The organism is Ruania alba, assembly GCF_900105765.1.
Classification (GTDB): domain Bacteria; phylum Actinomycetota; class Actinomycetes; order Actinomycetales; family Beutenbergiaceae; genus Ruania; species Ruania alba.
Genome location: NZ_FNTX01000001.1, coordinates 73,645 through 99,290, shown reverse-complemented (window position 1 = coordinate 99,290; position 25,646 = coordinate 73,645). Strand labels below are relative to the sequence as shown.

18 protein-coding genes are annotated in these 25,646 nt (G+C 68.4%); 2 read left to right on the top strand and 16 right to left on the bottom strand.

The window, feature by feature from the left end; translation table 11 throughout:
- Positions 1–7 precede the first annotated feature (7 nt).
- From BLU77_RS00405 to BLU77_RS00390, 4 genes are all read right to left on the bottom strand, one after another.
- A complete protein-coding gene (locus BLU77_RS00405) occupies positions 8–2,356 on the bottom strand; it encodes a glycoside hydrolase family 95 protein (RefSeq protein ID WP_175476880.1) in 2,349 nt (782 codons plus the stop codon).
- A gap of 28 nt (positions 2,357–2,384) precedes the next feature.
- The gene (locus tag BLU77_RS00400; RefSeq protein ID WP_089771187.1) at positions 2,385–4,043 is read right to left on the bottom strand and encodes a type 2 periplasmic-binding domain-containing protein; all 1,659 of its coding nucleotides are present in this window, start codon (positions 4,041–4,043) and stop codon (positions 2,385–2,387) included.
- Between the two features lie 77 nt (positions 4,044–4,120).
- Positions 4,121–5,101 carry a carbohydrate ABC transporter permease gene (locus BLU77_RS00395; protein ID WP_245708601.1) on the bottom strand — a complete coding sequence of 327 codons (981 nt, stop codon included), beginning with the start codon at positions 5,099–5,101 and terminating at the stop codon, positions 4,121–4,123.
- Positions 5,098–6,072 carry an ABC transporter permease gene (locus tag BLU77_RS00390; protein ID WP_089771186.1) on the bottom strand — a complete coding sequence of 325 codons (975 nt, stop codon included), beginning with the start codon at positions 6,070–6,072 and terminating at the stop codon, positions 5,098–5,100. The genes BLU77_RS00395 and BLU77_RS00390 overlap by 4 nt, the downstream gene beginning before the upstream one ends.
- A 192-nt stretch (positions 6,073–6,264) precedes the next feature.
- On the opposite strand from BLU77_RS00390, the gene BLU77_RS00385 reads away from it, so the two are divergent.
- Both BLU77_RS00385 and BLU77_RS00380 read left to right on the top strand, forming a co-directional pair.
- Positions 6,265–8,463 (top strand): alpha-galactosidase, encoded by a 2,199-nt coding sequence (locus tag BLU77_RS00385; protein ID WP_089771185.1) that lies wholly within the window; start codon positions 6,265–6,267, stop codon positions 8,461–8,463.
- Between the two features lie 49 nt (positions 8,464–8,512).
- Positions 8,513–10,918 (top strand): X2-like carbohydrate binding domain-containing protein, encoded by a 2,406-nt coding sequence (locus tag BLU77_RS00380; protein WP_217632333.1) that lies wholly within the window; start codon positions 8,513–8,515, stop codon positions 10,916–10,918.
- A 71-nt stretch (positions 10,919–10,989) separates the two neighbouring features.
- On the opposite strand, the gene BLU77_RS00375 is transcribed toward BLU77_RS00380, so the two are convergent.
- The 12 genes from BLU77_RS00375 to BLU77_RS00320 form a co-directional block, all read right to left on the bottom strand.
- Positions 10,990–12,171 carry an ROK family protein gene (locus tag BLU77_RS00375; RefSeq protein WP_245708600.1) on the bottom strand — a complete coding sequence of 394 codons (1,182 nt, stop codon included), beginning with the start codon at positions 12,169–12,171 and terminating at the stop codon, positions 10,990–10,992.
- Positions 12,172–12,207: 36 nt separating this feature from the next.
- The gene (locus tag BLU77_RS00370) at positions 12,208–13,461 is read right to left on the bottom strand and encodes a family 1 glycosylhydrolase (RefSeq protein ID WP_089771184.1); all 1,254 of its coding nucleotides are present in this window, start codon (positions 13,459–13,461) and stop codon (positions 12,208–12,210) included.
- Positions 13,462–13,557: 96 nt separating this feature from the next.
- A complete protein-coding gene (locus BLU77_RS00365) occupies positions 13,558–14,442 on the bottom strand; it encodes a carbohydrate ABC transporter permease (RefSeq protein WP_089772875.1) in 885 nt (294 codons plus the stop codon).
- A 5-nt stretch (positions 14,443–14,447) separates the two neighbouring features.
- Positions 14,448–15,413, bottom strand: coding sequence for a carbohydrate ABC transporter permease (locus tag BLU77_RS00360; RefSeq protein ID WP_089771183.1), 966 nt, complete (start codon positions 15,411–15,413; stop codon positions 14,448–14,450).
- 71 nt (positions 15,414–15,484) lie between these two features.
- A complete protein-coding gene (locus tag BLU77_RS00355) occupies positions 15,485–16,783 on the bottom strand; it encodes an ABC transporter substrate-binding protein (RefSeq protein ID WP_175476879.1) in 1,299 nt (432 codons plus the stop codon).
- A gap of 73 nt (positions 16,784–16,856) precedes the next feature.
- Complete coding sequence (locus tag BLU77_RS00350; protein WP_089771181.1) at positions 16,857–18,461, bottom strand: arylsulfatase; 1,605 nt, start codon at positions 18,459–18,461, stop codon at positions 16,857–16,859.
- 375 nt (positions 18,462–18,836) lie between these two features.
- Complete coding sequence (locus BLU77_RS00345) at positions 18,837–19,892, bottom strand: LacI family DNA-binding transcriptional regulator (RefSeq protein ID WP_089771180.1); 1,056 nt, start codon at positions 19,890–19,892, stop codon at positions 18,837–18,839.
- A gap of 164 nt (positions 19,893–20,056) precedes the next feature.
- Positions 20,057–21,565: an L-arabinose isomerase gene (araA, locus tag BLU77_RS00340; protein WP_089771179.1), complete on the bottom strand. Its 1,509-nt coding sequence runs from the start codon at positions 21,563–21,565 to the stop codon at positions 20,057–20,059.
- Between the two features lie 4 nt (positions 21,566–21,569).
- On the bottom strand, positions 21,570–22,301 hold the full coding sequence (locus BLU77_RS00335; RefSeq protein WP_089771178.1) for an L-ribulose-5-phosphate 4-epimerase: 732 nt from the start codon (positions 22,299–22,301) through the stop codon (positions 21,570–21,572).
- Entirely contained in the window at positions 22,298–24,022 is a 1,725-nt protein-coding gene (gene araB, locus BLU77_RS00330) for a ribulokinase (RefSeq protein WP_089771177.1), read from the bottom strand. The genes BLU77_RS00335 and araB overlap by 4 nt, the downstream gene beginning before the upstream one ends.
- 76 nt (positions 24,023–24,098) lie before the next feature.
- Entirely contained in the window at positions 24,099–25,133 is a 1,035-nt protein-coding gene (locus BLU77_RS00325; protein WP_342741429.1) for a LacI family DNA-binding transcriptional regulator, read from the bottom strand.
- Between the two features lie 16 nt (positions 25,134–25,149).
- Entirely contained in the window at positions 25,150–25,590 is a 441-nt protein-coding gene (locus tag BLU77_RS00320; protein WP_089771176.1) for a glutaredoxin domain-containing protein, read from the bottom strand.
- Positions 25,591–25,646 lie beyond the last annotated feature (56 nt).

Here is a 25,646-nt window from a genome sequence, read left to right as displayed (position 1 = left end):
GAACGTGTTACGACACGAGTGCAGCCGCGATCTCCTGCGGGACTCCCGCGACCAGCGTGACCGTGACCGGCTCCTGGTCCGGCCAGCCGACCTGGACCGTCGTGTCCGTGCGCGCGGTCAAAGTCGCCGTCGTCGGCCCATCGGCCGACCAGCTCAGATCCACCGACACGCCCCCGCGCGCACGCAACCCGCGGACCGAACCCGATTCCCACCGGGCGGGCAGAGCAGGTAGGAGCCTGATCACCGGTGTGTGCGACTGAAGCAGCATCTCGGTGATACCGGCAGTCACCCCGAAGTTGCCGTCAATCTGGAACCAGGCGGGCGGGTGCAGGCAGAAGAAGTTCTCCGCGATGGAGTCACGGAGCATGATGTCCAGACTCTCCAGTGCCGCGTCACCGTCGCCGAGGCGGGCCCAGAATGCCACCAGCCAGGCCCGGCTCCACCCGGTGTGACCGCCGCCGGACCGAAGACGGGCCTCCAGCGAGGCGCGTGCAGCGGCCGCCAGTTCTGGGGTCTGCCGCGGGTCGATCTCGCTGCCCGGGTGCAGACCGTACAGATGCGACATGTGCCGGTGCCCCGGTTCGGCCTCCTGCCGGGGTCCGGACCACTCCTGCAGCCTGCCGTCCGGGCCGATCGTCGGCTCCGGCAGCTCCGCTGCCGCTGCCCGGACGGCCCGGGCCACGTCGTCATCTTCGCGACCCAGCCGGCTGGCCATCCACTGCACATTCCGGAACAGCTCGCGTACCAGCCACAGGTCCATCGTCACCATGGCATCGACCGCCACGTGTCGTCCGCGCTCGTCGATGAACGAGTTCTCCGGAGAGGTCGAGGGGACGGTCACCAGACGCCCCTGGGTGGGGCCTGGGCGCGGGTCACGTACCAGCAATGCCAGCACGAACTCGGCAGCACCACGGACCGCCGGCCATGCCCGCTCGGCGAGGAATGCTCCTCCGTCAGCGGAGAACGCGACGTGCTCCACCAGGTGGGAACAGAGCCAGACCCCGCCCATCGGCCACATCGCGAACGATGGTGCACCGTCGCCGTCTCCCACCGGCCAGCTGGTCCGCCACAGATCCACGTTGTGGTGCGCCACCCAGCCAGGAGCATCGTAGATCTCCTTCGCGGTGCGCTCCCCCGACTCCACCAGGGAGTCCACCAGGTCGAACAGCGGCTCGGCGCACTCCGCGAGCGCGGTGGGCTCGGCCGGCCAGTAGTTCATCTGGGTGTTGATGTTGATGGTCCAGTCCGAGGCCCATGGTGGGCGCACCAACTCGTTCCAGATGCCCTGCAGGTTGGCGGCCTGGGTACCGGGCCGGGAGGACTCGATCAGGAGGTAGCGGCCCATGTCGAACATGAGCGCCACGAGATCATCGCTCACCCCACCGTCGGTGACAGCCCGGAGCTGGGCATCCGTGGGCACCGTGACAGCAGCAGCGCCGGAGCCGATGGTCAGCGCCACCCGGTCGAACAGGGTGCGATGGTCCGCCACGGCGGTGTCGCGCAGCTCCGACCAGGGCGCCCCGGCGGCTTTCTCGACCCCCTGCCGGGCGCGCTCGACCACCGCTGCAGCGTCCTGGCTCGGCGGGGTGCGCCAGTCCACGAAAGAGTCTTCCGCCGTCAGCACGAGGGTGAGCGCCCGGCTCCCCCGCACGTGCAGGCGCCCGTCCACCACCTCCACCGTGCCGCCGTCGGTGCTGGCCCGCAGGGCCACGGCGAAGAGGATGCCTTCGCCGTCGCGGTAGCGCACAGGATCGCCCTGGTCGCTGAACTCGGGGGCCACTCCCGACGGCGCGCGGCCGGTGAGCAGCACCGTCTCGCCGTGGCCCCCTCTCGCCACTACCTGGTGCACCGTGTCCACTCGAGCCGTCAACGAGAACGGTGCACCTTCCTGTTCCACCCGTACCACGAGGGCGCCCGCAGGTGCCGAGGCCACCACCTGCTCGGTGCGCGTGACGCCCCCGGTGGTGGCACGCGAGGTCGCCGCTCCGGTGCCGAGATCCAACCGTCGCTCGTACTCGCCGCCCGGCAGGAGCGACTCCTCGAACTCCAGACGTAGGTCTCCGAGCGGCTGGTAGGACTCCGGGTCGGGCCCTTGGAGGACAACCGACGCGTCACCGGCTCCGCCGTGGTCGCCCTGCTCCAGCAGCAGGTCCCGGACCCGCCGCAGGGTCTGCGGGCCATCGGCCACGCCCGAGGCTCGCGGCCCACCAGACCAGAGGGTGTCCAGGTTCAGGGCAATACGTTCGGAGTCCGGGTGGCCGAACACCATCGCGCCGAGCCTGCCGTTGCCGACGGGAACGGCCTGCATCCAGTGCTGCGCCGGTGTCCCGTAGCACAGATCTCGTCCTGCGGTCATGAACTCTCCCTCTCCGGTGCCGACCGGGCTACGCCCCGGAGGCCTCGTGTGCCTGTTGGTAGATCTCGAGGTAGCGGGGCAACCCCAGGGCGTCCAGCCCGTCGACGTACTCAGCCCACTCACCATCGTCGGTAATGTCTCGCTGGCCGGTGACGAACTCACCGGTGCTCTGCTCGATGTAGCTCTCGATGTTCGTCTGCAGGGCCGCCAGCTCGCTGGACATCGACCCATCCACCCAGACGTTCCAGAACGGGAAGATCTGATCGGTCGGTTCGTGCCCGGCGTAAAGCTCGGTCGCCTCGAACAGGCGACGTTCGTAGCCGGCTGCGAGGTAGGGGTCCTCCGGCTGCACCTCGGTGTTGCGCCACTCCGCCGGGGAGTACAGCTGCGCGTTGGAGCCCCATGCACCATTCGTACTCGCCGGGTCGTCCGGATCTGCGGGCAGGCGAGCTAGAGTCGGCTCAAGGGTCTCGTCGAGGGCGATGTCACCCTCCTCCGGCAGCCGCCAGGCAACCCCCTCCGGGCCGAACTGTCCCAGAGCATGCCCTTCGAACGAGTAGAGCACGTCGAGCATTTGGATCGCTGCCACCTGCTCCGCCTCGGTGGCGGAGGCAGTGATCGCAAACATCGCCCCCGGTGTGCTCGGGAAGTTGTACGTGGCATGCTGGGCGCCGTCCGGGCCGACCAGCGGCGGCACCGCCTCATATGCCGTGTGCCGCGGTTCTTCGTCGGTGAGCGCCAGGCACACAGCCGGGTGCATCGCGGTGCACGAGCCCAGCAGCGCGTCGTCGGCGTTGTTCCCCTTGGCCTGGAGCGCCTCGACGTTCTGCGTGAACGCGCCCTGGTCGATCACACCGTCTTCGTACAACGCGGCCAGGTACTCGAGGCCCTCGCGCCACTCGGGCTGCACGGCCTGGGAGACCACCTGGTCGCCGTCCAGGGCGAGGGAGAGAGTGCTGGACTCCCCACCGAGCGGGTCGTAGGCGAACGCGTTCATGAAGAACGGAACGACGTCGGCGATCCCGACCGCACCGCTGAGCGGGATCTCGTCAGCCTCACCGTTGCCGTTCGGATCCTCAGTGAGGAAGGCATTCAGGACCTCACGCATCTCCTCGGTGGTGGTCGGCATGTCCATCCCGACGGCGTCCAGCCAGTCCGAGTTCATCCACAGCTTTGCTTGGTAGCTGCAGTGGAAGCAGTCGTTCCACTGCGGCAGGCCGTAGATGTTCCCGTCCGGGGCGGTGGCAAGGGCCTCGTAGTCAGGGTGATCCTCGAACGCCTGCTGCAGGTTCGGCGCGTGCTCGGCAATGAGGTCGTTCAACGGGATCAGCACTCCTTGAGAGCTAAGGTTGAGCAACTCATTCTGGGAGAACTGGTCAACCCAGGAGACCAGCATGTAGACGTCCGGCAGGTCACCGCTTGCCAGGGAGATTTGCCGTGCCTCAGCGGCTGCCGTGCCGTCGTATGTGGTGAGCTGGAAGTCGAACTCGACTCCGAGATCCTCGCGGAGGTGCTCGGTGAACAGGTTCGTCTCAAGATCCTGGTCGGCTCCCTCCATCGTGAACACGCTCAGTGTCACGGGGCCGCCGGGCTCGCTGCCCTCGGTATCGCTGCTGCACGCTGCGGCGGTCATGGCCATCGCCATGGCCAGTCCGCCCGCCGCGGCGCGCCTTCTGTTGATCGACATGTCGAGCCTCTCTACTCGGGTCCTGCGGGTCTCTCGCGTGCCGGTGGCACGCGGTTTGGGGTGAGTGGGTGGGGCGGTCAACCCTTCACCGAGCCGACCATCACGCCCTTGGTGAAGTGCCGTGCCACGAAGGGATAGATGAGGAGCACGGGAACGCTGGAGACGACGATCAGGGAGTACTTCACCAGGTCCGCCATCTGCTGCCGAGCGATGGCGTCACCGACGTCCATGCCGGAGCCCGAACCCACGATGAGAATGTTCCGGAGCACGATCTGCAGCGGCTGCAGATCGGAGTCACGGATGTACAGGAGGGCGTCGAAATACGAGTTCCATTGGAAGATCGCGTACATCAGTGCGATCACGGCGAGCAGCGGCTTGGACAGTGGTAGCACCACCGACCAGAGGAAGCGCAGGTCTCGTGCACCGTCGAGCTGGGCCGCCTCAGCAAGCTCGTCCGGGATGGAGGTGCGGAAGAAGGAGCGGGCGATGATCACCTGCCACACCCCGATGGCCTGCGGCAGCAGCAACGCCCATCGCGTATCCAGCATCCCCAGCGACTGCACCACGAGGTAGGTCGGGATCAGGCCGCCGGAGAACAGCATGGTGAAGACCACGCCCATCGTGATGACGTTCCGTCCAAACAGGTCGCGGCGGGAGAGCGGGTACGCGATCGCGACCGTGAACGTGACGCTGATCAGGGTGCCGACCACCGTGTAGAACAGCGAGTTCGCATATCCGGTGAGGATCTGCGGGTCGCTCAGGACGGCCTCGTAGCCTCGCAGGGTGAAGTCCACCGGCCAGAGGAACACCTCTCCCGAGCTCACCGCCAACGGATCGCTGAACGAGCTGGCCACGATATAGATCAACGGCAGCAGCACCACCAGCAGGAAGGTGGTCAGCAGCAGGTAGACCGCGATCAGGAAGACCAGGTCGGTGGGCGACTCCTTCATCCGGCGGCGGCGACGCGGCGCCGCCGGCCCCGAGCTCCCGCCCATGCTGATGCCGACCGGCGGCACGCGCCGCGCCACGGGCACCGAGTCGTCTCTCACACTGGTCACCACAGTCCGCTCCCCGTGACTCGCTTGGCGATGGCGTTCACGCCGATGAGCAGCGCGAGGTTGACCACCGAGTTGAACAGGCCCACGGCAGTGCCGAGGCTGAAGTTCGAGCTGAGCACCCCGACCTTGTAGACGTAGGTCGCGATGATCTCCGACTGGGCCAGGTTCAGCGGGTTCTGCAGCAGGAACGCCTTCTCGAACCCGATCGCCATCACATTGCCGACCGAGAGGATCAGAATGATGACGGCGGTCGGCAGGATGCCTGGGATATCCACGTGCCTGATTCGTTGTAGCCGCGAGGCGCCGTCCACACGGGCTGCCTCGTACAGACCCGGGTCGATCCCAGCGAGAGCGGCGAGATAGATCACCGCGGAGTAGCCCGCTGTCTGCCAGACGTCGCTCCACACGTAGATGTGCCGGAAGTAGTCCGCCCGGCCGAGCATGTCCGGCGCGGGCACCCCGAACAGGCCGAAGGCGTCGTTCAGCAGTCCGACCTGCGGGGAGAGGATGAGGATAGTCATCGAGACCACCACGACCGTCGAGATGAAGTACGGCGCGTAGGTGATCATCTGCACGCTGCGCTTGAACAAGCCGTTGCGCACCTCGTTCAGCGCGAGCGCCAGAATGATCGGGATCGGGAAGCTCGCCAGTAGCACGTACCCAGAGAGCACGAAGGTGTTCTTCACGAGCGTGAGCGCGACCGGGTTCGAGACGAACGCCTCGAAGTGCTTCAGGCCGACCCAGGGACTGCCCCACACTCCTTCGAGCAGGTGGTAATCCTTGAACGCGAGCACGGCGTTCGTCATCGGAACGTACTTGAAGACCGCGAACCACAGCAGCGGCACGGCCATCAGGAGGTAGAGCTCCCAGTGCCGCTGCCAGCTGCGCTTGGCGGCGCGCCACCCCTTGTCGGTGGTGCGCTCGCGGGTCCGTGCTGCGCCGGTCACGCCGGCGCCGAGGGGAACGGCCATCAGCGGCCCCCGGCCATGTCCAGATGAGGCATCGATCCAGTCCTGTTCTGCGGCCTGCTACCTCGCCGGCCACGCCTTCGCACCCCCGTCGGCGGGATCGTCACCGATCTCCGGTGGGGCTTGCATCCGCAGCGTAGTCATGATTTATTGACGGCGTCAAGTAACGCAATGTGGCACAGCGAAAGGGCTGGAATGCTCAAGTCGGACGACGTCGTCTACACCCTCCGAGCCGCTGGGACGGCTCTCGTGATCGAGGTGACCCAACCGGTCCCTCGGGTGCTGCACTGGGGCAGCGACCTCGGGCTCGACGGCCGTTCCGGTACCGACCTCGTGGCGACGGCGACACCCGCAGTGCTGAACAATTCCCCGGACGAACCGCGGTCGATGACCGTGTGGCCGTCGGAACGGGACGGCTGGGCTGGCACTCCCGCCCAGAGAGGCCATGCCGCCGGGAGCGTCGACATCGCTCGCCCCGAACTTGTGGACTCCTCATGCACTCAGGCCCCCGGCGGCGGGGGCCAGGTGCACCTGTCCTTCACCGACGCCGTCAGCGGCCTGAGCAGCACGCTCACCTACACGATGGACGCCGCAGGTGTGCTCGCCGTGGACGCGACCGTCGTTCGCACGGCACGACCGGCACCAGCCCCCGACGGCGTCCCGTACACCCTGGACGGGCTCCGCACCCTGATGCCCGTACCCGACCGGGCGAGCGAGCGGCTCGACTTCACCGGCAAGTGGTGCCGGGAGCGTTCACCGCAGCGGGCAACCGTCGGATTCGGCAGCCACGTCCGCCACGCCCGCCGCGGGAAGCCGGGGCACGACACCCCTTACCTGATGGCTGTCGGAACCCCGGGGTTCGGGTTCGGTCACGGCGAGGTGTGGGCCACACACCTGGCCTGGAGTGGCGACGCGGAATACCTCCTGGAACGACTCCCCGAGGGCGCAGGGGTGTTCGCCGCCGCGCTCGGCGCCGGAGAGGTGCTTCGCTCCGGCGAGGTCCTGCTCGACGATGGGGATCGCTATCACGCTCCGACAACGGTGTTCGTGTGGTCCGAGACAGGGCTGGATGGGATCGCCGACCGCCTCCACCGACGTCTGCGCGCCCGCGCCTCACACCCCGCACAGCCCCGGCCGCTCGTGCTGAACACATGGGAGGCGGTCTATTTCGACCACGACATGGACCGGCTCACCACTCTGGTCGAGCGCGCCGCGCAGGTGGGTGTGGAGCGTGTGGTCCTCGACGATGGCTGGTTCCACGGCCGCCGTGGCGACGACGCGGGCCTGGGCGACTGGACCGTGGACGCCGGTGTCTGGCCGTCTGGACTGGACCCGTTCGTCGATCTGGTGCGCTCCTACGGGATGCAGTTCGGTCTCTGGTTCGAGCCCGAGATGATCAACCTTGATTCCGATCTTGCCCGTGCTCACCCGGACTGGGTGCTCGGGCCACGTCAGGGGTTGGGTCCCTCCGCACGGAACCAGTACGTGCTCGATATCGGCCGCCCCGATGCCTACGAGCACGTGCTCAAGAGCGTCAGTGCACTCGTGGCGCAGTACCGGATCGACTACCTGAAGTGGGACCACAACCGGGACCTGCTCGAAGCGGTGGGACGCCGGAACGGCCGCGACCGCCCGGCGGTGCACGAGCAGACGCTTGCCCTGTACCGGATGCTCGACGATCTGAGGGAACGACACCCAGGTCTGGAGATCGAGACCTGTTCCGGCGGGGGCGGACGCATCGACCTGGGCATCCTGGACCGGACCGACCGACTCTGGGCCTCGGACTGCAATGACCCGGTCGAGCGCTCCCGGATCGAACAGTGGACCCGGCTCCTGGTGCCCCCGGAGCTGATCGGGTCACATCTGGGAGCGGAGCGCTCCCACACCACCGGCCGCAAGACCGACCTGTCCTACCGGCTGATCAGCTCCCTGACGGCGCACGCCGGTATCGAGTGGGACCTCACCACCGCCTCGGAGGCCGAGCTGGCCGCCATCACGGCGTGGGCCGACCTGTACCGCGAGCTGAGACCGCTGCTGCACACCGGCCGAGTGGTGAACGCCGACCTGGCCGACGAGGCCGTCGCGCTCACTGGGGTGATCGCCCAGGACGGTTCCCGTGCCGTCTTCGTCTGGTCCCGCGCCACAAGCTCCCCCTCCGGTCAGTCCGGGCGCGTACGTCTGCCGGGTTTGGACCCGCGGAGCCGCTACCGGCTTCGGCTGCGCGACGAGCTCGGCGGCACCCGTAGGCACCAGGTGCAGGACCCGGCGTGGCTCACGGAGGCGGCCGCGAACGGTCTCGACCTCGACGGCACAGTCCTGACCGTGGTCGGAATCCCGCTTCCGACCCTCAACCCCCAGCAGGCCCTGCTGCTCGACGTCGAACAGCTGGGCTGACAGACACGGGCCGAAGACAACCCGTGACCCACCAAGAGGAGAGACACCGATGAGAACGGACCGGACTCGATCCAGACGCACAGCGGTACCTGCGCTTGCCGCTGCGGCCCTCGCCGCGATGGTGGCGAGCTCACTCGGCCCGGCGCCGGCCAGCGCCGACGCCGATCTGGAGACCCTGGCCGAACAGCCGTACATGGGCTGGAGCAGCTACAGCATGCAGGTCCACGCCGGGGGCGGCTGGATCACCGCCGACCAGATCATGGCGCAGTCCGACGCCATGCACGAACAGCTCCAGGACTACGGGTACGAGTACATCAACGTCGATGCGGGGTGGAACGGCGGCATCGACGACCACGGACGTCCGGTGCCCAGCGACGAGTTGTACCCGGACGGCCTGCAGGCAGTGATCGATCACGTGCACGAGAACGGCCAGAAGTTCGGCCTGTACTTCATCCCGGGCATCGGTGCGGAAGTCTACGAAGCCGACCTGCCGATCGCAGGCGCGCCCGGGTGCAGCACGGGCGACATCGCAGTGGAACCGTTCGAGCAGGGTGACTACTGGGACTACACGTACCGAATCGACTTTTCGAACCCGTGCGCCCAGGCCTATGTCGACTCCATCGCGGACATGATCGCCTCCTGGGGCGTGGACTTCGTGAAGTTCGACAGCGTGACGCCCGGCTCCGGGATAACTGACGGGTCCATGGACTCCCGAGGCGATGTGGCGGCGTGGTCACAAGCACTGGCTCGGCACGACATCTGGCTGGAGCTCTCCTGGGCGGTCGACGTACGGTACGCCGACTACTGGGCCGAGCATGCGCAGGGCTGGCGCGTGGACTGGGACGTGGAGTGCTACTGCGGTGACGACGCGCTGACGAAGTGGGAGAACATCGCACGGCTGTTCCCGCGAGCCGAGGAATGGTGGCGCCACGCGGGGCCCGGCGGCTGGAACGACTTCGACTCCCTCAGCGTTGGCAACGGGGCGATGGACGGCCTCACCCGGGACGAGCGTCGGACAGCGATGACGTTCTGGGCGGTCTCCGCGGTGCCCATCTATCTCGGCAACGACATGACGAACCTGGATGACTTCGGCCTCGAGCTGCTCACGAACCGGGACGTGATCGCCGTCAACCAGAACGGTGTGCCCGCTCGCCCCGTCTCGATCGAGACCGAGGAGCAGGTCTGGTACGCGCTCAACGAGGATGGTTCCTACACGGTCGCCGTGTTCAACCTCGGGCGGACCGAGGCCGACGTGGAGGTGAACTGGTCAGACATCGGCCTGGATGGAACGGCCCGTGTGCGCGACCTGTGGTCCGGTCGGCAGGTGCGATCCGGCGACGACGGCCTGGTCGCGGAAGGCGTTCCGATCCATGGCTCGCGGTTGTTCCGTGTCACCCCGGACCGGGGGTCCGTGCTGACCGTCAACGACGACGACCTACGGGTGAGCTATGACGGCACCTGGGAGCGTAACGAGGGGGAGCAGGTCGTCGGCACATCGCACCCGCTGGCGATCGCCGTCGGCGATTCCGCCACCGGTGAGGCGCCGACGGCGCCTGAGTCCGGGCCGACGATCATCAACAACGATGACCCCGCGATCGTGTACGAGGGGTCGTGGAGCAACAGCAGCGGACGCGGATACGGAGACCATCAGGACGACGTGCGGTGGACTGAGAACCACGGCGACGCCTTCGAGTTCACCTTCGTAGGCACCGGGATCGACTATCTCACCGAGCTGGACCAGTCGCAGGGAGAGGTAGAGATCTATCTCGACGGTGAGCACGTGGACACCGTGGATACCTCGGCCGGTGAGCGATCCGTGCAGCAGGTGGTCTACAGCGCCCGGGACCTCCCGGCGGGCGAACATACGCTGCGCGCGGTGCACACCTCCGGGCAGTTCATGCTCGTCGATCGCCTGGACGTGTTCCAGGACGCGGCATTCGAACCCACGACCGCCGCGTTCGACAAGTCGGCGCCCGCGGACGTCTCGCTCACGTTGCTGCGGGACGGTGGCGAGCTCGCGGGGATCTCCGCGGCCGGCGACGCCCTCACCGAGGGCACCGACTACACAGTCGACGGCGAGACGGTGACGATCTCCGCCGACTACCTGGCCACGCTCGCCGAGGGCGAGCAGGTGCTCGACCTCCGCCTGCGCGGCGACCACCTGAACGACGTGCACGCCACCAACACCGTCGGGGACGCCGCCGAGATGACCTTCTTCGGAACGGGGGCCACCTGGACCGGGCCGCTCGCCCCCGACCAGGGCGAGGTCGAGGTGTACCTGGACGGTGAACTGGTGGAGACCGTGGACACTGCTGCCACGCAGCGGCTCACCCAGCAGCAACTGTTCAGCGTGGACGGCTTGCGCGACCGGGAGCACACCCTCCGGCTGGTGCTGACCTCCGGCGAGGTGCTGCGGTTCGACACCGTCTCCTACGTGACGGGCCGAACCCGCTGACCGCCTCCTGACGGGCGGGCAGGAGACGAAAGCCCGGTCCGGGACCGACGGGCTCCCGGACCGGGCTTTCCTCACGCCACGAGAGAGCGGATCACCCCGGCAGCAGCACCACGGGCCCAATCCTCGAAGGAGTGCGGACGTACCACGATCCGGCACTCCGCGGCAGCGCCGAACGCATGCGCGGCGAACGCCGCGCGCAGCTGAGCATCGAAAAGGTCGAAGTTGCGCACCGCCTCCCCGCCGATGATCACCAGTTCGGGACCGATCAGGTTCACCAGGCTGGCGATGGCGGTCCCGATCACCGTGGCCGCCTCACCGAAGGCGGCATTCGCGGCCGGATCGCCGTCGTGGGCGAGCGTGACGGCCTCCTCAATCGTGATCGCGCGCCCGTGCGCGGCCGACACCGCCGCCACGATCGCGGCAGTACCGGCGACTGCCTCGACACATCCGCGACGGCCGCAGGAGCATAGCCGCTGCGGGGGCCCGAGCGGCAGGTGGCCGATCTCCCCCGCCACGCCGTAGGCTCCCTCGATCACTTCCGCATTCACGTGCAGCCCGCTGCCGATCCCGCGTCCGATCGTGACGATCGCGAAGGACTGGGTGCCCACTCCCACCCCGAACCAGTGCTCAGCGAAGGTGAGCGCACGAACGTCGTTCTCGATCACCACGGGCAGATCGAGCCGTCGGTGCAGCCGAGCCCCGAGGTCCACCCCGGTCCAGCGCATCAGCGCCGATTCGCGCACCACACCGGTGTCGGTATCGACGTCGCCGGAGACGGCCACGCCGACCCCAGCGAGCACCTCCGTGGCCGATCCGAGAGCACCCTTGAGTGAGTCGCACACAGCGGCGATCGCCTCCACCACGGCCTCCGGGGCGGGCGAGGTCAGTGACAGCCTCGCACGGTGCAGCACCTCCGTACGTAGGTCCGTGGCCACGGCGATCACCTCGTCGGTGTTCACCTTCACACCGATCACCACCAGCGCCTCGGGCACCACCGTCACCGGGCTCGCCGGACGCCCTGCCCTCCCCTGCTGACGGGCCTGCGGGTAGTCGGCGACCAGCCCGGCCACCATCAGCGGGGAGACGGCCTTGGTGACAGCAGCTTGGGACAGTCCGGTGTGCCGGGCCACATCGATACGGCTGATCGGGCTCCGGGTGAGAATGGTCGTGAACACTACGCGCGGCGCGCTCGCTGTGGACCGCAGGAGCGCCGTGCGTTCGCTCGCCACCTCGCGGGTCGGAGATGTCTCCACAGCCCCACCGTATCGGTCAGCGCGCTGGCCGGTGGGTCATCCGATCGAGGCACGGTCGGCCGTGGCGAGCCGCTGGAACGCATCCGCCACGGGGTTCCGACGGCGCAGCAAGCCCTGCTCTGATTCGACCAGGTCCCACAGGCCCATCGTGAGCAGCGACGCCTCCCGTGGGGTGTCGGCGTGCCGGTAGGTCCACTCGTACATGTCGAACAGGGGCCACCATGTGTATCCCACGAGCGGGACGCCGTCGGCGCGGAGGCGGTGCGCCAGCGCCACGGAGTCCTCCAGCCAGGCCACTCGCTCGGCTGCGGACGCCGTCACGCACGTCTCGGTGACCGCCACGGGGGCGCCGTAACGCTCGGTGTGGGCGAGGATGACCTCCTCCAGGCCCGTGACGCCGTCGTTCCTGGTGGGCGCGGGGTCCACGAAACCGCCGCGGGGCCAGGGCCCGTCCTGCACGAGGGTGGTGGAGTGCTGGGGGTAGTAGTTCACGCCCATCACATCCGGCAACACCGGGGTCGCCGCGAGGCGGTCCAGCAGGTCCTCGGACATCCCGTGCCGGAGCAGGTGCTCCAGCAGCGGGTGGTCGCCGTGCACCCGTCCGGTCACGAGATCCTCGACGGCGTAGACCTGTTCCCGAAGCAGGCGCACCTTGTCCGCGTGCTCACCATCGATGTCGCCGACAAAGCGGGTGGTGGCGTCCACGTGCACGAACGTCGCCCGCTCACCCAGCACCTCGGCGATTCCGTGCTGGCTGCGCGCGAATCCGTCCGCGAGCGCGGCGATCATCCGGGTGAGCCCTGCTTCACCAGTGAGGTAGGGCGGCCAGTAGCCGAGCTCACCGCAGAAACGGGCGTGGATCATCGGTTCGTTCACCGGCGTGTAGTCGGTGACGGTGTCGGCGTACCGCTCGGCGACCGCCACGGCGTACTCGGCTGCCCGCTGCGGGTAGTCGGGGTGGGCGAACTCGCCCTCCAGCCACTCCGGGGTGCCGTAGTGCAGCAGGTCCACGATCGGCCGGATGCCCAGCTCGGCGAACCGAGCCATCACACCGTCGAGCCAGGTCCAGTCCCACTGGCCGGGGGCCGGGTTGATGCGGTACCAGGGGATCCCCCAGCGCATGAACTCGGCACCAACCTCGGCGGCCAGACCGAGGTCGTTGTGCCAGTGGGTGTAGTGCTCGGTGAGCTCGTACTCGTCGAGCGCGCGCTCACCCGGGCGGGTCTGTGGCACGAAGGTGTCCTCGACGCCGACGCCGAAGTGCAGTCGGCCGTCCTGGTACCAGGTCATGGGGTCCTCACAAGGTCTCGAAGTTCGGGCTGTGGTCGCCGGCAGAGGGATGTGCGATTTCTGACGGCGGGTCCGGGTGGAGCCGGAGGGGTGGCGTCACCCCTTCATGCCGGTCATGGCGACGCCCTCGATGAAGCGGCGCTGCACGATGAGGTAGAGCACGACCAGCGGCAGGATGGCCACCAGGGAGCCGGCCATCATCACCCCGTACGGGGCGACACCGGTGGCGGACCCGGTCAGCAGCGCGAGCCCCGCCGTCAGCGGACGCACGCTGGAGTCGCTGGTCATGATCAGCGGCCAGAGCAGGTCGTTCCAGTTGTTCACGAAGTGGAACAGCGACATGGTCAGCAGGGCAGGAACGGCGTTCGGCAGAATCACCGACCAGAACACCCGCAGCTCGCTGGCGCCATCGATCCGGGCGGCCGAGTCCAGGTCCCGCGGGAGGGTGATGAAGAACTGCCGCAACAGGAAGATCCCGGCGACGTCGGCGGCCCTGGGGATCACCAGGCCGGCATAGGTGTTCACCCAGCCGATCTCGGAGATGAGCTCGTACAGCGGCACCAGCAGCGCTTGGAAGGGCACCATCATGATCGCGATCAGCACGGTGAAGATGGCGATCCGCCCGCGGAACTGGATCCGGGCCAGCGCGTAGGCGGCCAGAGAGTTGAACACCAGGGACAGCCCGGTCACGGCCGCGGCGAAGACGAACGAGTTCCAGGACTGGCCGAACACCGGAATCCTGCCCATGAGCCCGTCGAAGTTCTCCAAGGTGAACCGGGAGGGAATGAAGTTCGGCGGCCAGGAGAGCACCTCCGCCTCCGGGGAGAATGCCGCGAGCACCACCACGAGCACGGGGAACGAGGTAAGGGCGGCGAACACCAGCAGTCCGGCAACCACCCCGGACTGGGTGAGCAGGCGGGCGGTGCGGGCGCTCCCCGTGCGAGGTGTGCGCGCCGGGGTGAGGGACGTCGTCGTGGTCATGGCACTCACTCCAGGTCCTTCTCACGTTTGGTCCCGATCCGGAGCTGGATCAGGCCGAGCGCGAGGGTGATCGCGAGCAGGACGTACGACAGCGCGGACGCGAAGCCCATCCGGAAGTCGCGAAACCCGTCGGTGTAGATGCGGTAGACGATCGTCTCGGTGGCTCGGTCCGGTCCGCCCTGGGTCATGATGTAGATCTGGTCGAACGCCTGGAAGGCGCCGATGATCGCGAACACGATCACGAACGTCATCGTGGCGCGCAGGCCGGGTACGGTCACCGCGAGGAACTGCCGCCAGGCGCCGGCGCCGTCCAGGATCGCCGCCTCGTAGAGGTAGCGCGGGATCCCTTGCAGCCCGGCGAGGAAGATGACCATGAAGTAGCCGAAGTTCTTCCAGATCGCCACGGCGGTGACGGCGGGCAGGGCCCAGGTGGTGGAGGCGAAGATATCGCCCATGCTGATGCCGAGGCCACCGAGCCAGTACGGGATGAGCCCGAGGTTCGGGTCCAGCAGGAACGCCCACGCGAGCGAGGCGACCGCCATCGAGATGACGAACGGCAGGAAGATCACGGTGCGGAAGAACCCGCGCAGCGGCACGTCCTTGCGGTTCAGCAGCAGGGCCGCCGCCAGTCCCACGGCGATCACCAAGGGCCCGTACATCACGGCGTAGAGCATCGTGTTCCAGATGGCCCGCAGCGTCGCCGGATCGGTGAAGACGGTGACGTAGTTGTCCAGGCCGATCCAGGACTCTTCACCGAACCCGGAGGCGTCGGTGAAGGACAGGCGCAGGGCGGAGAACGCCGGGACGAACACGAACGCGATGATCACGGCAAGTGCGGGGGCGAGGAACGCCGTCGCACTCAGGGTGCGACCACGCTCGCGGGCGGCGATCTGCCGGGAGTTGTCCGGGCGCGACCCGCCGCCGAGGCGTCGCGGAGCCCGGTAGCCCGGGGGTGCTGCAGAGGTAGTCATGGGGTCTCCAAGGTGGGCCCAGGGTGCCGGGCCGGCGTTCTGGGTCGGCCCGGCACCCGCTGGCGCGGTGGTCACTCGAAGCGCGAGAGGATCTCGGCGATCGAGGTGGCGGTCTCGGTGGTGGTGGCGGCGAGGTCCCCACCCTGGGTGACCGTGGTGTTCAACGTCGACAGCTCGGCATTGACGTCGGTGAGCCCACCGGGGATGCCGTACATGCGGATGTAGGAGTTCTCCGTGTGGTCGATCATGGTGCCGACGTACGGGGTGTCGGCGATCTCCTCAGCGGTGATGTCGGTGCGGTTCGGCGGGTAGTAGGACTGCTCGGCCCAGAGCACCTGGGAGTCGCGTGAGTTGTAGTAGCGCAGGAACGCCTCGGCACCAGCGGTGGTCTCCTCGTCCGCCTGGGAGGTGAGCCACCAGTAGTTGGCGGCCGCCTGGGTCACGACCCCTTCGGGCCCGCCAGGCATCTCGAAGACGTCGATGTCGAGCCCCACGCTCTCCGCGCCGGTGATGATCCACGGACCGATTACCGTCATCGCGGCCTTGCCGGCCTTGAACAGGTCCACCGCCTCCGGGAGCGTGACGTTGGTGGGGCCCCAGCCGCCCTCGTAGGCGTCCTGCCACCACTGCAGTGTCTCCACGTTCTGCGGCGTGTCCAGGGTGACCTCACCGTCGGTGTAGACGGAGCCGCCACCGGCCTGGATGAAGCTCGGCAGGAAGATGCCGTCCGCGTCCGGGAGGGAGAGACCGTAGATCTCCGGTTCGCCGTCGCCGTTCTCGTCCACGGTGAGCTCGTCAGCGAGGGCGATCCACTCCTCCCATGTGGTGGGGATGTCCTCCTCGGTGATACCGGCCTCGGCGAACATCTCGGTGTTGTACCAGACCGAGAACGGCCCGTACGCCATCGGGACGGCGTAGTGGGTGCCGTCGAAGGTGCCGTAGTCGACCACGTGCGGGTAGTAGCTGTCCGTCTCGTTCTCGGGATTGTCGTAGAACGAATCCATCGGCACGAAGACGCCCTGGTTCACGTATCCCTCGCCGGCATCGGCCGGCTGAACCACGAGGTCCGGCCCGTTGCCGGCGGAGACGGCGGGCAGCAGCTTGTCCGTGATGACGTTCCAGGGGTTCACCTCCACCTGGACCTCATAGTCGTCCTGGGAGGCGTTGAACTCCTCGGCGAGCTGGTTGACCACGTCACCGTCGGCCTCGGTGAAGCCGTGCCAGACGCTGACGGTGGTGGTACCGCCACCACCGTCAGCGCCGGTGTCGGTGCCACCGGAGCAGGCGGCGAGGGTCAGTGCGGTGGCCGCTCCGGCAGCGACCAGGAGGGTGCGTCGCCGGACGGTCGGGGTGTTGGTGATGGGGGACATCCTTGTTCTCCTTCGGTAGTACATCGGTGTACGACGGGGGCATGAGTGTCGACGGCGGCGCCGTCTCGGTGGGTCAGGGATGGATACAGGGCAGTCCGGAAAAGTCGGTGACTCGTCCGGCGACGATGTTCTCGCGGGGGATGACGCCGACGCGCCTCGCCCACTGCTCATACGCGGCGGTCAGTGCCGCGACGAGCTCGGGGCGGTCGGTAGCGAGGTCATGGATCTCGGTGCGATCGGCGTGCAGGTCATAGAGCTCCCATGCGCCGGGGTATTTGCGGGCGAGTTTCCACCGCCCGGACCGGACGGCGGCGTTGCCCTCGTGCTCCCAGAACAGGGGGCGCTCGGGGCGGTCGTGCCCACGCAACGCGGGCAGCAGAGTGGCCCCTTCGGGACCAGGGACGGTGTGACCGTCGCGCTCGAGCGGGTATTCCGCCGCGGTCGCGTCCAGGATGGTGGGGAGCAGGTCGACGAGCTGGGCTGGCGTACGGCACAGGTCGCCCGGGGTACCGAGCCCGGCAGGCCAGTGGGCGATCAGCGGGGTGGCGATCCCGCCCTCGTGCACCCAGTGCTTGTACTCCCGGAACGGGGTGTTAGAGAGGTTCGCCCACTCGGGCCCGTAGCTGGCGTAGGTGTCCTCCGGACCGGGGAAGATCTGCGGCTTGTTGCCGTAGCGCATCGGATCGCCGGTGCGGGTGGACTGCGGGATCATCGGCAGGTCCCAGAAGCCGTCGTGCCCACCGGGCGGGAGCCCCTCGGCGCAGCCGCCGTTGTCGGAGAGAAACAGGATGAGGGTGTTCTCCAGGCGCCCGGCTGCCTCGAGCGCATCCACGACGGCGCCGATCGCCCGGTCCATGGCACTCACCTGGGCGGCGTAGACCTCCATCCGCCGGGCCTGCCACTCTTTCTCGCCCGCGTCCTCCCAGGCGGGCACCTCCGGGTCGCGCTCGCTGAGCGGCCAGAACTCGTCGAGGATTCCTTCGGCGATCAATCGTTGACGACGCTGTGCTCGCAACTCGTCCCACCCGGTGTCGAAGCGTCCGCAGTAGCGCTCGACATCCTCCTCGCGGGCGTGCAGCGGCCAGTGCGGGGCGGTGAACGGCAGGTAGAGGAACAACGGGTCGTCGGCCCGGTCCCGGGCGTGCTCGGCGACGAACTGCGCCCCTGCCGCTCCGATCGCGTCGGTGTAGTAGAAGTCGTCGTTCTCGCGCGCTTCCGAGACGAGCTCTCCGTCTCGGCGAAGACTGACCGGATCGTAGAAAGAACCGGCGCCCTCGATGGTGCCGAAGGTGCGCTCGAACCCGCGAGCGTTAGGCCAGGACGACGACGGGTTCTTCATGTCGGCAGAGAGGTGCCACTTGCCGGAGAGGTAGGTGCCGTAGCCCGTGTCGCGTAGCAGCTCGGCGACCGTGTGGCACTCCTCGGCGAGATCGCCTCGATAGCCGATCGGCCGCTCGTCACCGGTGAGGATGCCGATCCCCACTTGGTGTGGATGCAGTCCGGTGAGCAGGCTTGCCCGGGTGGGTGAGCAGCGCGGGGAGTTGTAGAACTGGGTGAACCGGGTACCGCGCCGAGCCAGGCCGTCGAGCACGGGGGTCTCGATCTCGCCGCCGTAGCAGCCGATGTCCGAGAAGCCCATGTCGTCGGCGAGGATCACGAGCACGTCTGGCCGGTTCATCGCGGTCGTCACCCTCCATCAGGTCCGTAGTACACCGTTGTACTACGGGAGAATACGCAGATCCTCTGGTGAGGTCAATCCCTATCTCGCACGTGAGACACACCTGTGACCGCGCCAGCCGCTCCCCCGCCGCCGTGCCCCACCGCGAGGTGCCGAAACCCGTCGCTCTCCCAGGCCGGTGGCGACGGGCCGTGGCACCCAGGCGGTCGAGCGTGGTCGGCAGGTGTCACCAACCGTCGGCTCGAGAGCGTGGGAACGACGGCGAGTGGCACCTCGCGCCCGGATGCGACGGCGAGTGGCACCTCGCGCTGTCGCGACCGACACCGACGTCGCCACCTGCACCAGCACCAGCACCAGGCATTAGCCGCCCGACGATCAGCGGGTGGAGTCGCGCAGCACCAGTCGCGGCGGGACCTCGATGGCGTCCCAGGCAACGGCACTGTCCGCACCAGGGCGAGCGACCTCGCCGGGGTGAGCATCGCCGTCAGCGACTGCCTGCAACCGGCGGACCAGGATGCCCACTGCGAGCTCAGCCAGCTGGGACCGGTCCACGGCCACGGTGCTGAGCGCCGGCACGCTGTACTGGGCGTCCTCGATGTCGTCGAAGCCCATCACCTGCACGTCCTGCGGCACCCGGCGGCCCCCGCGGAGCAGTTCCGCGAGTGCCCCCAGAGCCAGGGTGTCGTTGAACCCGAAGACGGCGTCGAACTCCACACCTTCGGCGGTGAGATCCCTGATCGCCGCGGCACCGGCCGCCTTGCTCCATCCCTCGGTGGGCCGGATCAGCGCCTCGTCCACCGCGATCTCGTGCCGGGCCAGCGTGTTCAGATACCCGCGGGTGCGTTCCCCCTCGGTACCGACGGCCACACCACGGTCGGCACCCAGAGCCACGATGCGGCGCGCCCCACGGGAGATGAGGTGCTCCATCACCAGCTCGGCACCACGGGCGTTGGCGAGGAACACCTGGTCCACGTCGTCGCCGATGCGGTGGTCACCGAGCACGACCACGGGGAAGCCGGGCGGCGCAGACTGCGAGGGCACGTCACCGTGGCCCACCGGCGCCACGATCGCCCCGTCCACCAGATGGGTGTGCGAGCCGACCAGGCTTTCCACGGCCACGTGCTCGGCCGCCTCCACCTGCTCGACGATCACCTTCAGGCCCACATCGGCGGCCTTGCGGATCACTTCGTCGGCGAGTTCAGCGAAGTAGGGCAGGCGCAGTTCGGGCAGCGCGAGGCCGATCAGGCCGGTCCGGTTCGTGCGTAGCTTGCGCGCGGTCACGTTGAGCCGGTAGCCGAGCTCGGCCATGGCAGCCTCGACCTGTGCCCGTGTCTCCGGGCGGATATACGGATAGGTGTTGTTGACGACGTTCGAGACCGTCTTCACCGAGACCCCGGCGAGCTTCGCGACGTCGCGCATCGTGGCGGGCATGGTGCTCCCTTCGCGCCTGAGTCGATCGTAGATCCTCTCAGGGCGGCCGCCCGCCACGCCCACCGCACCCACGACCACCGGGGGTGAAGTTGACGTCAGTTATGGCCGGATAATCGACGTCAACTTCACCCCCGGTGGGAAGGGCGGCGCAGGGGGCGGGCGGGTCAGGCCCCGGCGGTCATCCGGTAGTAGACCTGGTTCCAGCGCAGCTGCTTGGTGAAGTCGCGCACCGTCGTCGAGGCGTCGATGATCGCCAGCTCAGTACGGGCGATCTCGGCGAAGTCCTCGAACACCTCGGTCCCGACCTGCGTCGTCAGCACCGTGTGGTGCGCTCCCCCGGCGGTCAGCCAGGCCCGGGCGGAGGTTTTGAAGTCCGGCCGCGGCACCCACACCGCACGCGCCACCGGCAGGTTCGGCAGCTCGGCGTCCGGGCCCACGATGTCCACCTCGTTCGCCACCAGCCGGAACCGCTCGCGCATGTCCGACAGCGCCACCACGAGCCCGTCACCGGTGTCGGTGTCGAACACCAGACGCACCGGGTCCTCCCGGTCACCGATACCCAGCGGGTGAATCTCCAGCCGCGGCTTCGCCGTGGTCAGCGACGGGCAGATCTCCAGCATGTGCGAGCCGAGGATCTTCTCCTTGCCCGGGGTGAGCTCGTAGGTGTAGTCCTCCATCAGGGACGCCCCACCAGGCAGGCCGTACCCCATCACCTTCGCCAGCCGCACCAGGATCGCGGTCTTCCAGTCGCCCTCGGCGCCGAAACCGTACCCGGCGGCCATCAGCCGCTGCACCGCCAGACCCGGCAGCTGCCGCAACTCGCCGAGGTCCTCGAAGTTCGTGGTGAACGCCGAGAACCCGCCGGCCTCGAGGAAGGAGCGCATCCCTGCCTCCTGCCGGGCGCCGTAGCGCAGCGATTCGTGCCGCTCTCCCCCAGGCTGCAGTTCAGGAACGACCTCATAAGCGTCCAGATACTCCTGGACCAGGCCATCGATGGTCGCCTCGTCCACCGCATCCACGGCCGCCACCAGGTCGTTCACGCCCCAGGTGTTCACCGAGACCCCGAACCGCAGCTCCGCCTCGGTCTTGTCACCCTCGGTCACGGCCACGTTGCGCATGTTGTCGCCGAAGCGGGCGAGCTTCATTCCACTCAGGCTGGCCCACCCGACGGCGGCCCTCGCCCAGGTGCCCACCTCACCCTGGACGACCGGATCGCTGGCGTGCCCGACCACAATCTTGCGGGCCACCCCGAGCCTGGAGGCGATGTATCCGAACTCCCGGTCACCGTGGGCGGCCTGGTTCAGGTTCATGAAGTCCATGTCGATGTCGGCCCAGGGCAGCTCCATGCCGGCCTGCGTGTGCAGGTGCAGCATCGGGGTGCGCAGCGCGTCCAGCCCGGTGATCCACATCTTCGCCGGGGAAAAGGTGTGCATCCAGGTGATCACACCCACGCAGGCGTCGTCGGCGTTCGCCTCCAGTGCCGCCCGGCGGATCGACGCCGTGTCCTTGAGCACCGGCTTCCACACGATGCGCACCGGCACCTCGGAGGACTCCTCCAGGTGCCGCGCCACCGCCTGGGACTGCTCGGCGACCTGCTGCAGGGTCTCGTCACCGTAGAGGTCCTGGCTTCCCGTGAGGAACCAGATCTCGCGGCCTTCGAAGGGGTTGTCCATGTCGTCAGTCCTTCCCGTCCTCGGCACGCTGGCCGTAGACGTTCTGGTAGCGGTCGAAGAGGGCGTCGATGTGCTCGGGTGCGATCGGGACGACGTCACCGAGCTGTTTGGCGATGTGCACGGTGCGGGCCACGTCCTCGCACATCACGGCCGCCTTCACCGCGTCCTTGGCGTCGGCGCCGATGGTGAACGGTCCGTGGTTGGCCATCAGCACGGCGCGGGACCGGCTGTTGCGCAGAGTCTCCACGATGCCCTGCCCGATGGAGTCGTCGCCGATCAGCGCGAACGGACCCACCGGGATCTCCCCGCCGAACTCGTCGCCCATCATGGTGATCACGCACGGCACCGGCTCGTTGCGTGCCGCCCAGGCGGTGGCGTAGGTGGAGTGGGTGTGCACCACGCCCCCGACCTCGCTCATGTGCCGGTACACGTAGGCGTGTGCGGCGGTGTCCGAGGAGGGAGTGAGCCGGTCCGGGGTGCCGTCGACGATCTTGGTGCCGTCGAGGGTGCACACCACCATCGACTCCGGCGTCAGCTCGTCGTAGGAGACTCCGGAGGGCTTGATGACGAACAGCTCCACCTCGTCGCTGCGCACCCGTTCGGAGACGTTCCCTGCGGTCCAGATCACCAGCTCGTACCGGACCAGCTCGGCATGCAGCCGGGCCACGCGCTCCCGGGTCGCGGCCACCTCGGCCTGCACGGCCGCGGACATCTCGCTCAGGACGGGGCGGGTCATGACAACTCCTCCGGAACCTCGAGCGTGGGGGCGCTCACGCCGTCGGAGGTACTGGCCTCCCACGCCTCACGGCGGAGCGTCTTCAGCCGCTTCATCACGTCGTTCTCCCCCCGGCCGAAGTAGTCGTGCAGTGCGGTGTACTCGGCAAACAACCGGTCGTACGCCGCCGTGGCCTCCGAGTCCGGCTGGTAGGCGCCGACCGTCCGGTGCCCCATCGAGGCAGCAGCGGTGCGCACATCCGGGTAGGCACCCGCAGCCACGGCCGCGTGGATCGCCGACCCGACGGCGGGGCCCTGCTCGGAGGTGATCGTGCTCAGCGGGAGGCCGGTCACGTCGGCGTACATCTGCATCAGGAACCGGTTCTTCAGCAGCCCGCCGGCCACCACCAGCTCGGTGATCGGCACTCCGGAGGAGGTGAAGGCCTCGATGATGGTGCGCGTGCCGAAGGCGGTGGACTCCAGCAGCGCGCGGTAGATGTCCTCGGGCCGGGTGGCCAGCGTCTGGCCGATGATCAATCCGGAGAGCTCGGTGTCCACGAGCACCGACCGGTTGCCGTTGTGCCAGTCCAGGGCCACCAGGCCGTGCCCGCCGATCGGCTGCTGCTCGGCCAGTTCGGTGAGGTAGGCGTGCACGGAGATCCCCCGCCGCTCGGCCTCCGCCGTGTACGCGGCGGGCACACCGGAGGAGACGAACCAGCCGAAAATATCTCCAACACCGCTCTGACCGGCCTCGTAGCCGTACTTCCCGGCGATCACACCACCGTCCACCACGCCGCACATGCCGGGGACCTCGTGCAGCTCGTCGCTGTTCAGCACGTGGCAGGTGGAGGTGCCCATGATGAGGGTGAGCTGACCGTTCTCCACTGCGTTCGCAGCCGGCAGCGTCACGTGTGCGTCCACGTTGCCCGCGGCCACCGCGATCCCCTCGGGCAGTCCGGTCCAGCCGGCCGCCTCGGCGGTGAGGTGCCCGACGGCGTCCCCCAGCTGGGCGATCGGCTGCTCCAGCTTGTCCTGCACGAAGGTGGCGAAGTCCGGGTTCAGCGCCGCGAGGAAGTCCTCACCCACGTGCTGGCCGTCCTGGTAGATGCCCTTGTAGCCGACGGTGCAGGCGTTGCGCTGGTACTGCCCGCCGAGCTGCCAAACGATCCAGTCCGCGGCCTCGACCCAGCGGTCCATCGCGTCGTAGATCTCGCGGTCCTCCTCGAGAAGCTGCAGCCCCTTGGCGAACTGCCACTCGGAGGAGATCAGTCGGCCGTACCGGGGCAGCCAGGACTCGCCGCGCTCGCGGGCGAGGTCATTGATCCGGTCGGCGTGCGGCTGTGCGGCGTGGTGCTTCCAGAGCTTGACGTAGGCGTGCGGGCGGTCGGCGAACTGCTCGAGCTCGCACAGCGGCGTGCCGTCAGCTGTGGTCGGCACCATGGTGCAGGCGGTGAAGTCGGCAGCGATACCGATCACCTGCGCCGGGTCGATCCCGGCGGCCTCGACAGCAGCCGGAACGGCGGTCTTGAGCACGTCCACGTAGTCGGCGGGCACCTGCAGGGCCCACTCCGGCGGGAGCTCGACATTGGCGGCCGAGGCGGTCAGGGTGCGGTCCATCACGGCGTGGGAGTAAGCGTGCTCGGCGCTCCCGAGCTCGGCTCCGTCGCTGGTCCGGACGACGACCGCCCGGCCGGAGAGCGTGCCGAAGTCCACACCGATGGTGTAGGTGTTCTCGTCAGTCATGGCGATCCTTGGGTCGGCGTCGTTGCTCTGATAGATGTTAGCGCTCACAATGACCGAGCGCCACCCATCATGTCGGTCAGGAATGGGCTGCAGCGGTACTGGCACGCACCAAGAGCTGGGGTGGAACCGGCACCGGCACGAGCGGTTCCCCGGTGACGGCGCCGATGAGCACCTCCATCGCATGCCGGCCCAGCGCGTCGAAGTCCTGGCGCACGGTGGTCAGCGGCGGGATGAAGTGGTCCGAGCCCTGCACGTCGTCGTAGCCGACCACGCTCACGTCGTCGGGCACCCGCACGCCCGCCTCGGCGAACGCGTGCAGCAGCCCAAGAGCGGTCTGGTCGTTCGCGGCGAAGACGGCGTCCGGCAGGTTCCCGAGCAATGCTCGCCCTGCCTGGTACCCGGCCTCGGCCGTCCAGTCCCCCACGATGTCCTCACGTGGGTGCACGCCGGAACTGGCGAGCTCGTCATGCCAGGCGTCCCGCCGCGCGAGCGCGTCGAACCAGTCCAGCGGTCCGCTCACGTGCACCAGGTCCCGGTGGCCAAGATCGAGCAGGTGCCGCACCAACAAGCGGGCACCGCTGCGCTGGTCCACGTGCACCACGGTCGGATCACCGGGCTGGGGATCCATCGCGGCCAGCATCAGCACCGGCACGTGCGCCGAGGCGGCGCGGGCGGCGTTCGCCACCCGCTCCTCGGGCGCGATCACCACGATGCCTTCCACGGACTGGTCCATGAAGGAACCGAAGATCTCCGTCATCGTCTCTGGGGTCGGTTCGGCCGCCGTCGCCACGCTCACGAAGTAGCCCGCTGCCCGGGCGGACTGCTCGAGCACGGCGAGCGTGGTGGCCGGCCCGAACTGCATCGACCCGCTCGTCACGATGCCGACGGTGGCCGACCGGCGGGTCACCAAGGCTCGCGCCGCACTGTTACGGCGGTACCCGAGGGCGTCGATCGCCTCGAGCACCCGCTGCCGGGTTTCCGGTCGCACGTTCGGGTGATCGTTGAGCACCCGGGAGACCGTCTGGTGGGACACCCCGGCCACCTTGGCGACGTCGTTCATCCCCGGCCGCCCAGCACGCACTGCGCCTGCCACACCCACCTCCTGGTCCACGTCGGTGCAGGTGAGCCTAACGGAGGCCGGCGGCGAGACTGTCCCGCACCAGCTCCGGCGGCGGGTTGGTGTGGGCCTCTCCCTCGAGCACCACGGTGGGTACGGTCTCGTTGCCCTGATTCACGCTCCGTACGAAGGCGGCGGCCTCGTCGTCGGCCCAGATGTTCACCCAGGTAGCCGATCGGCGGGCGCTGCCCAGGCGGCGGCGCAGCCGGCTGCAGTACATGCAGCCGGGCCGCCAGTAGATGATGACCCGACGGCGGGGGTCGCCCTCGTCGAGCGCCGTCACCTCCGCGTGGGTGGTGGTGGCACCGCGGTTCGGGTAGGACCACCAGGCGTAGAAGAGGATGAACGCCCCCTGCGGCACCAGCCACCACCAGGTGGTGTCCTCGGCGACGAACCACGCGATCACCGCGAAGACGACGAGCAGTGCGAGCCAGACGAGTCGAGAGCGCATACCCCCAGCATGCCCGGGGCGAGCGCGCGCAACATCCACCGCACGAGGGATCTCTC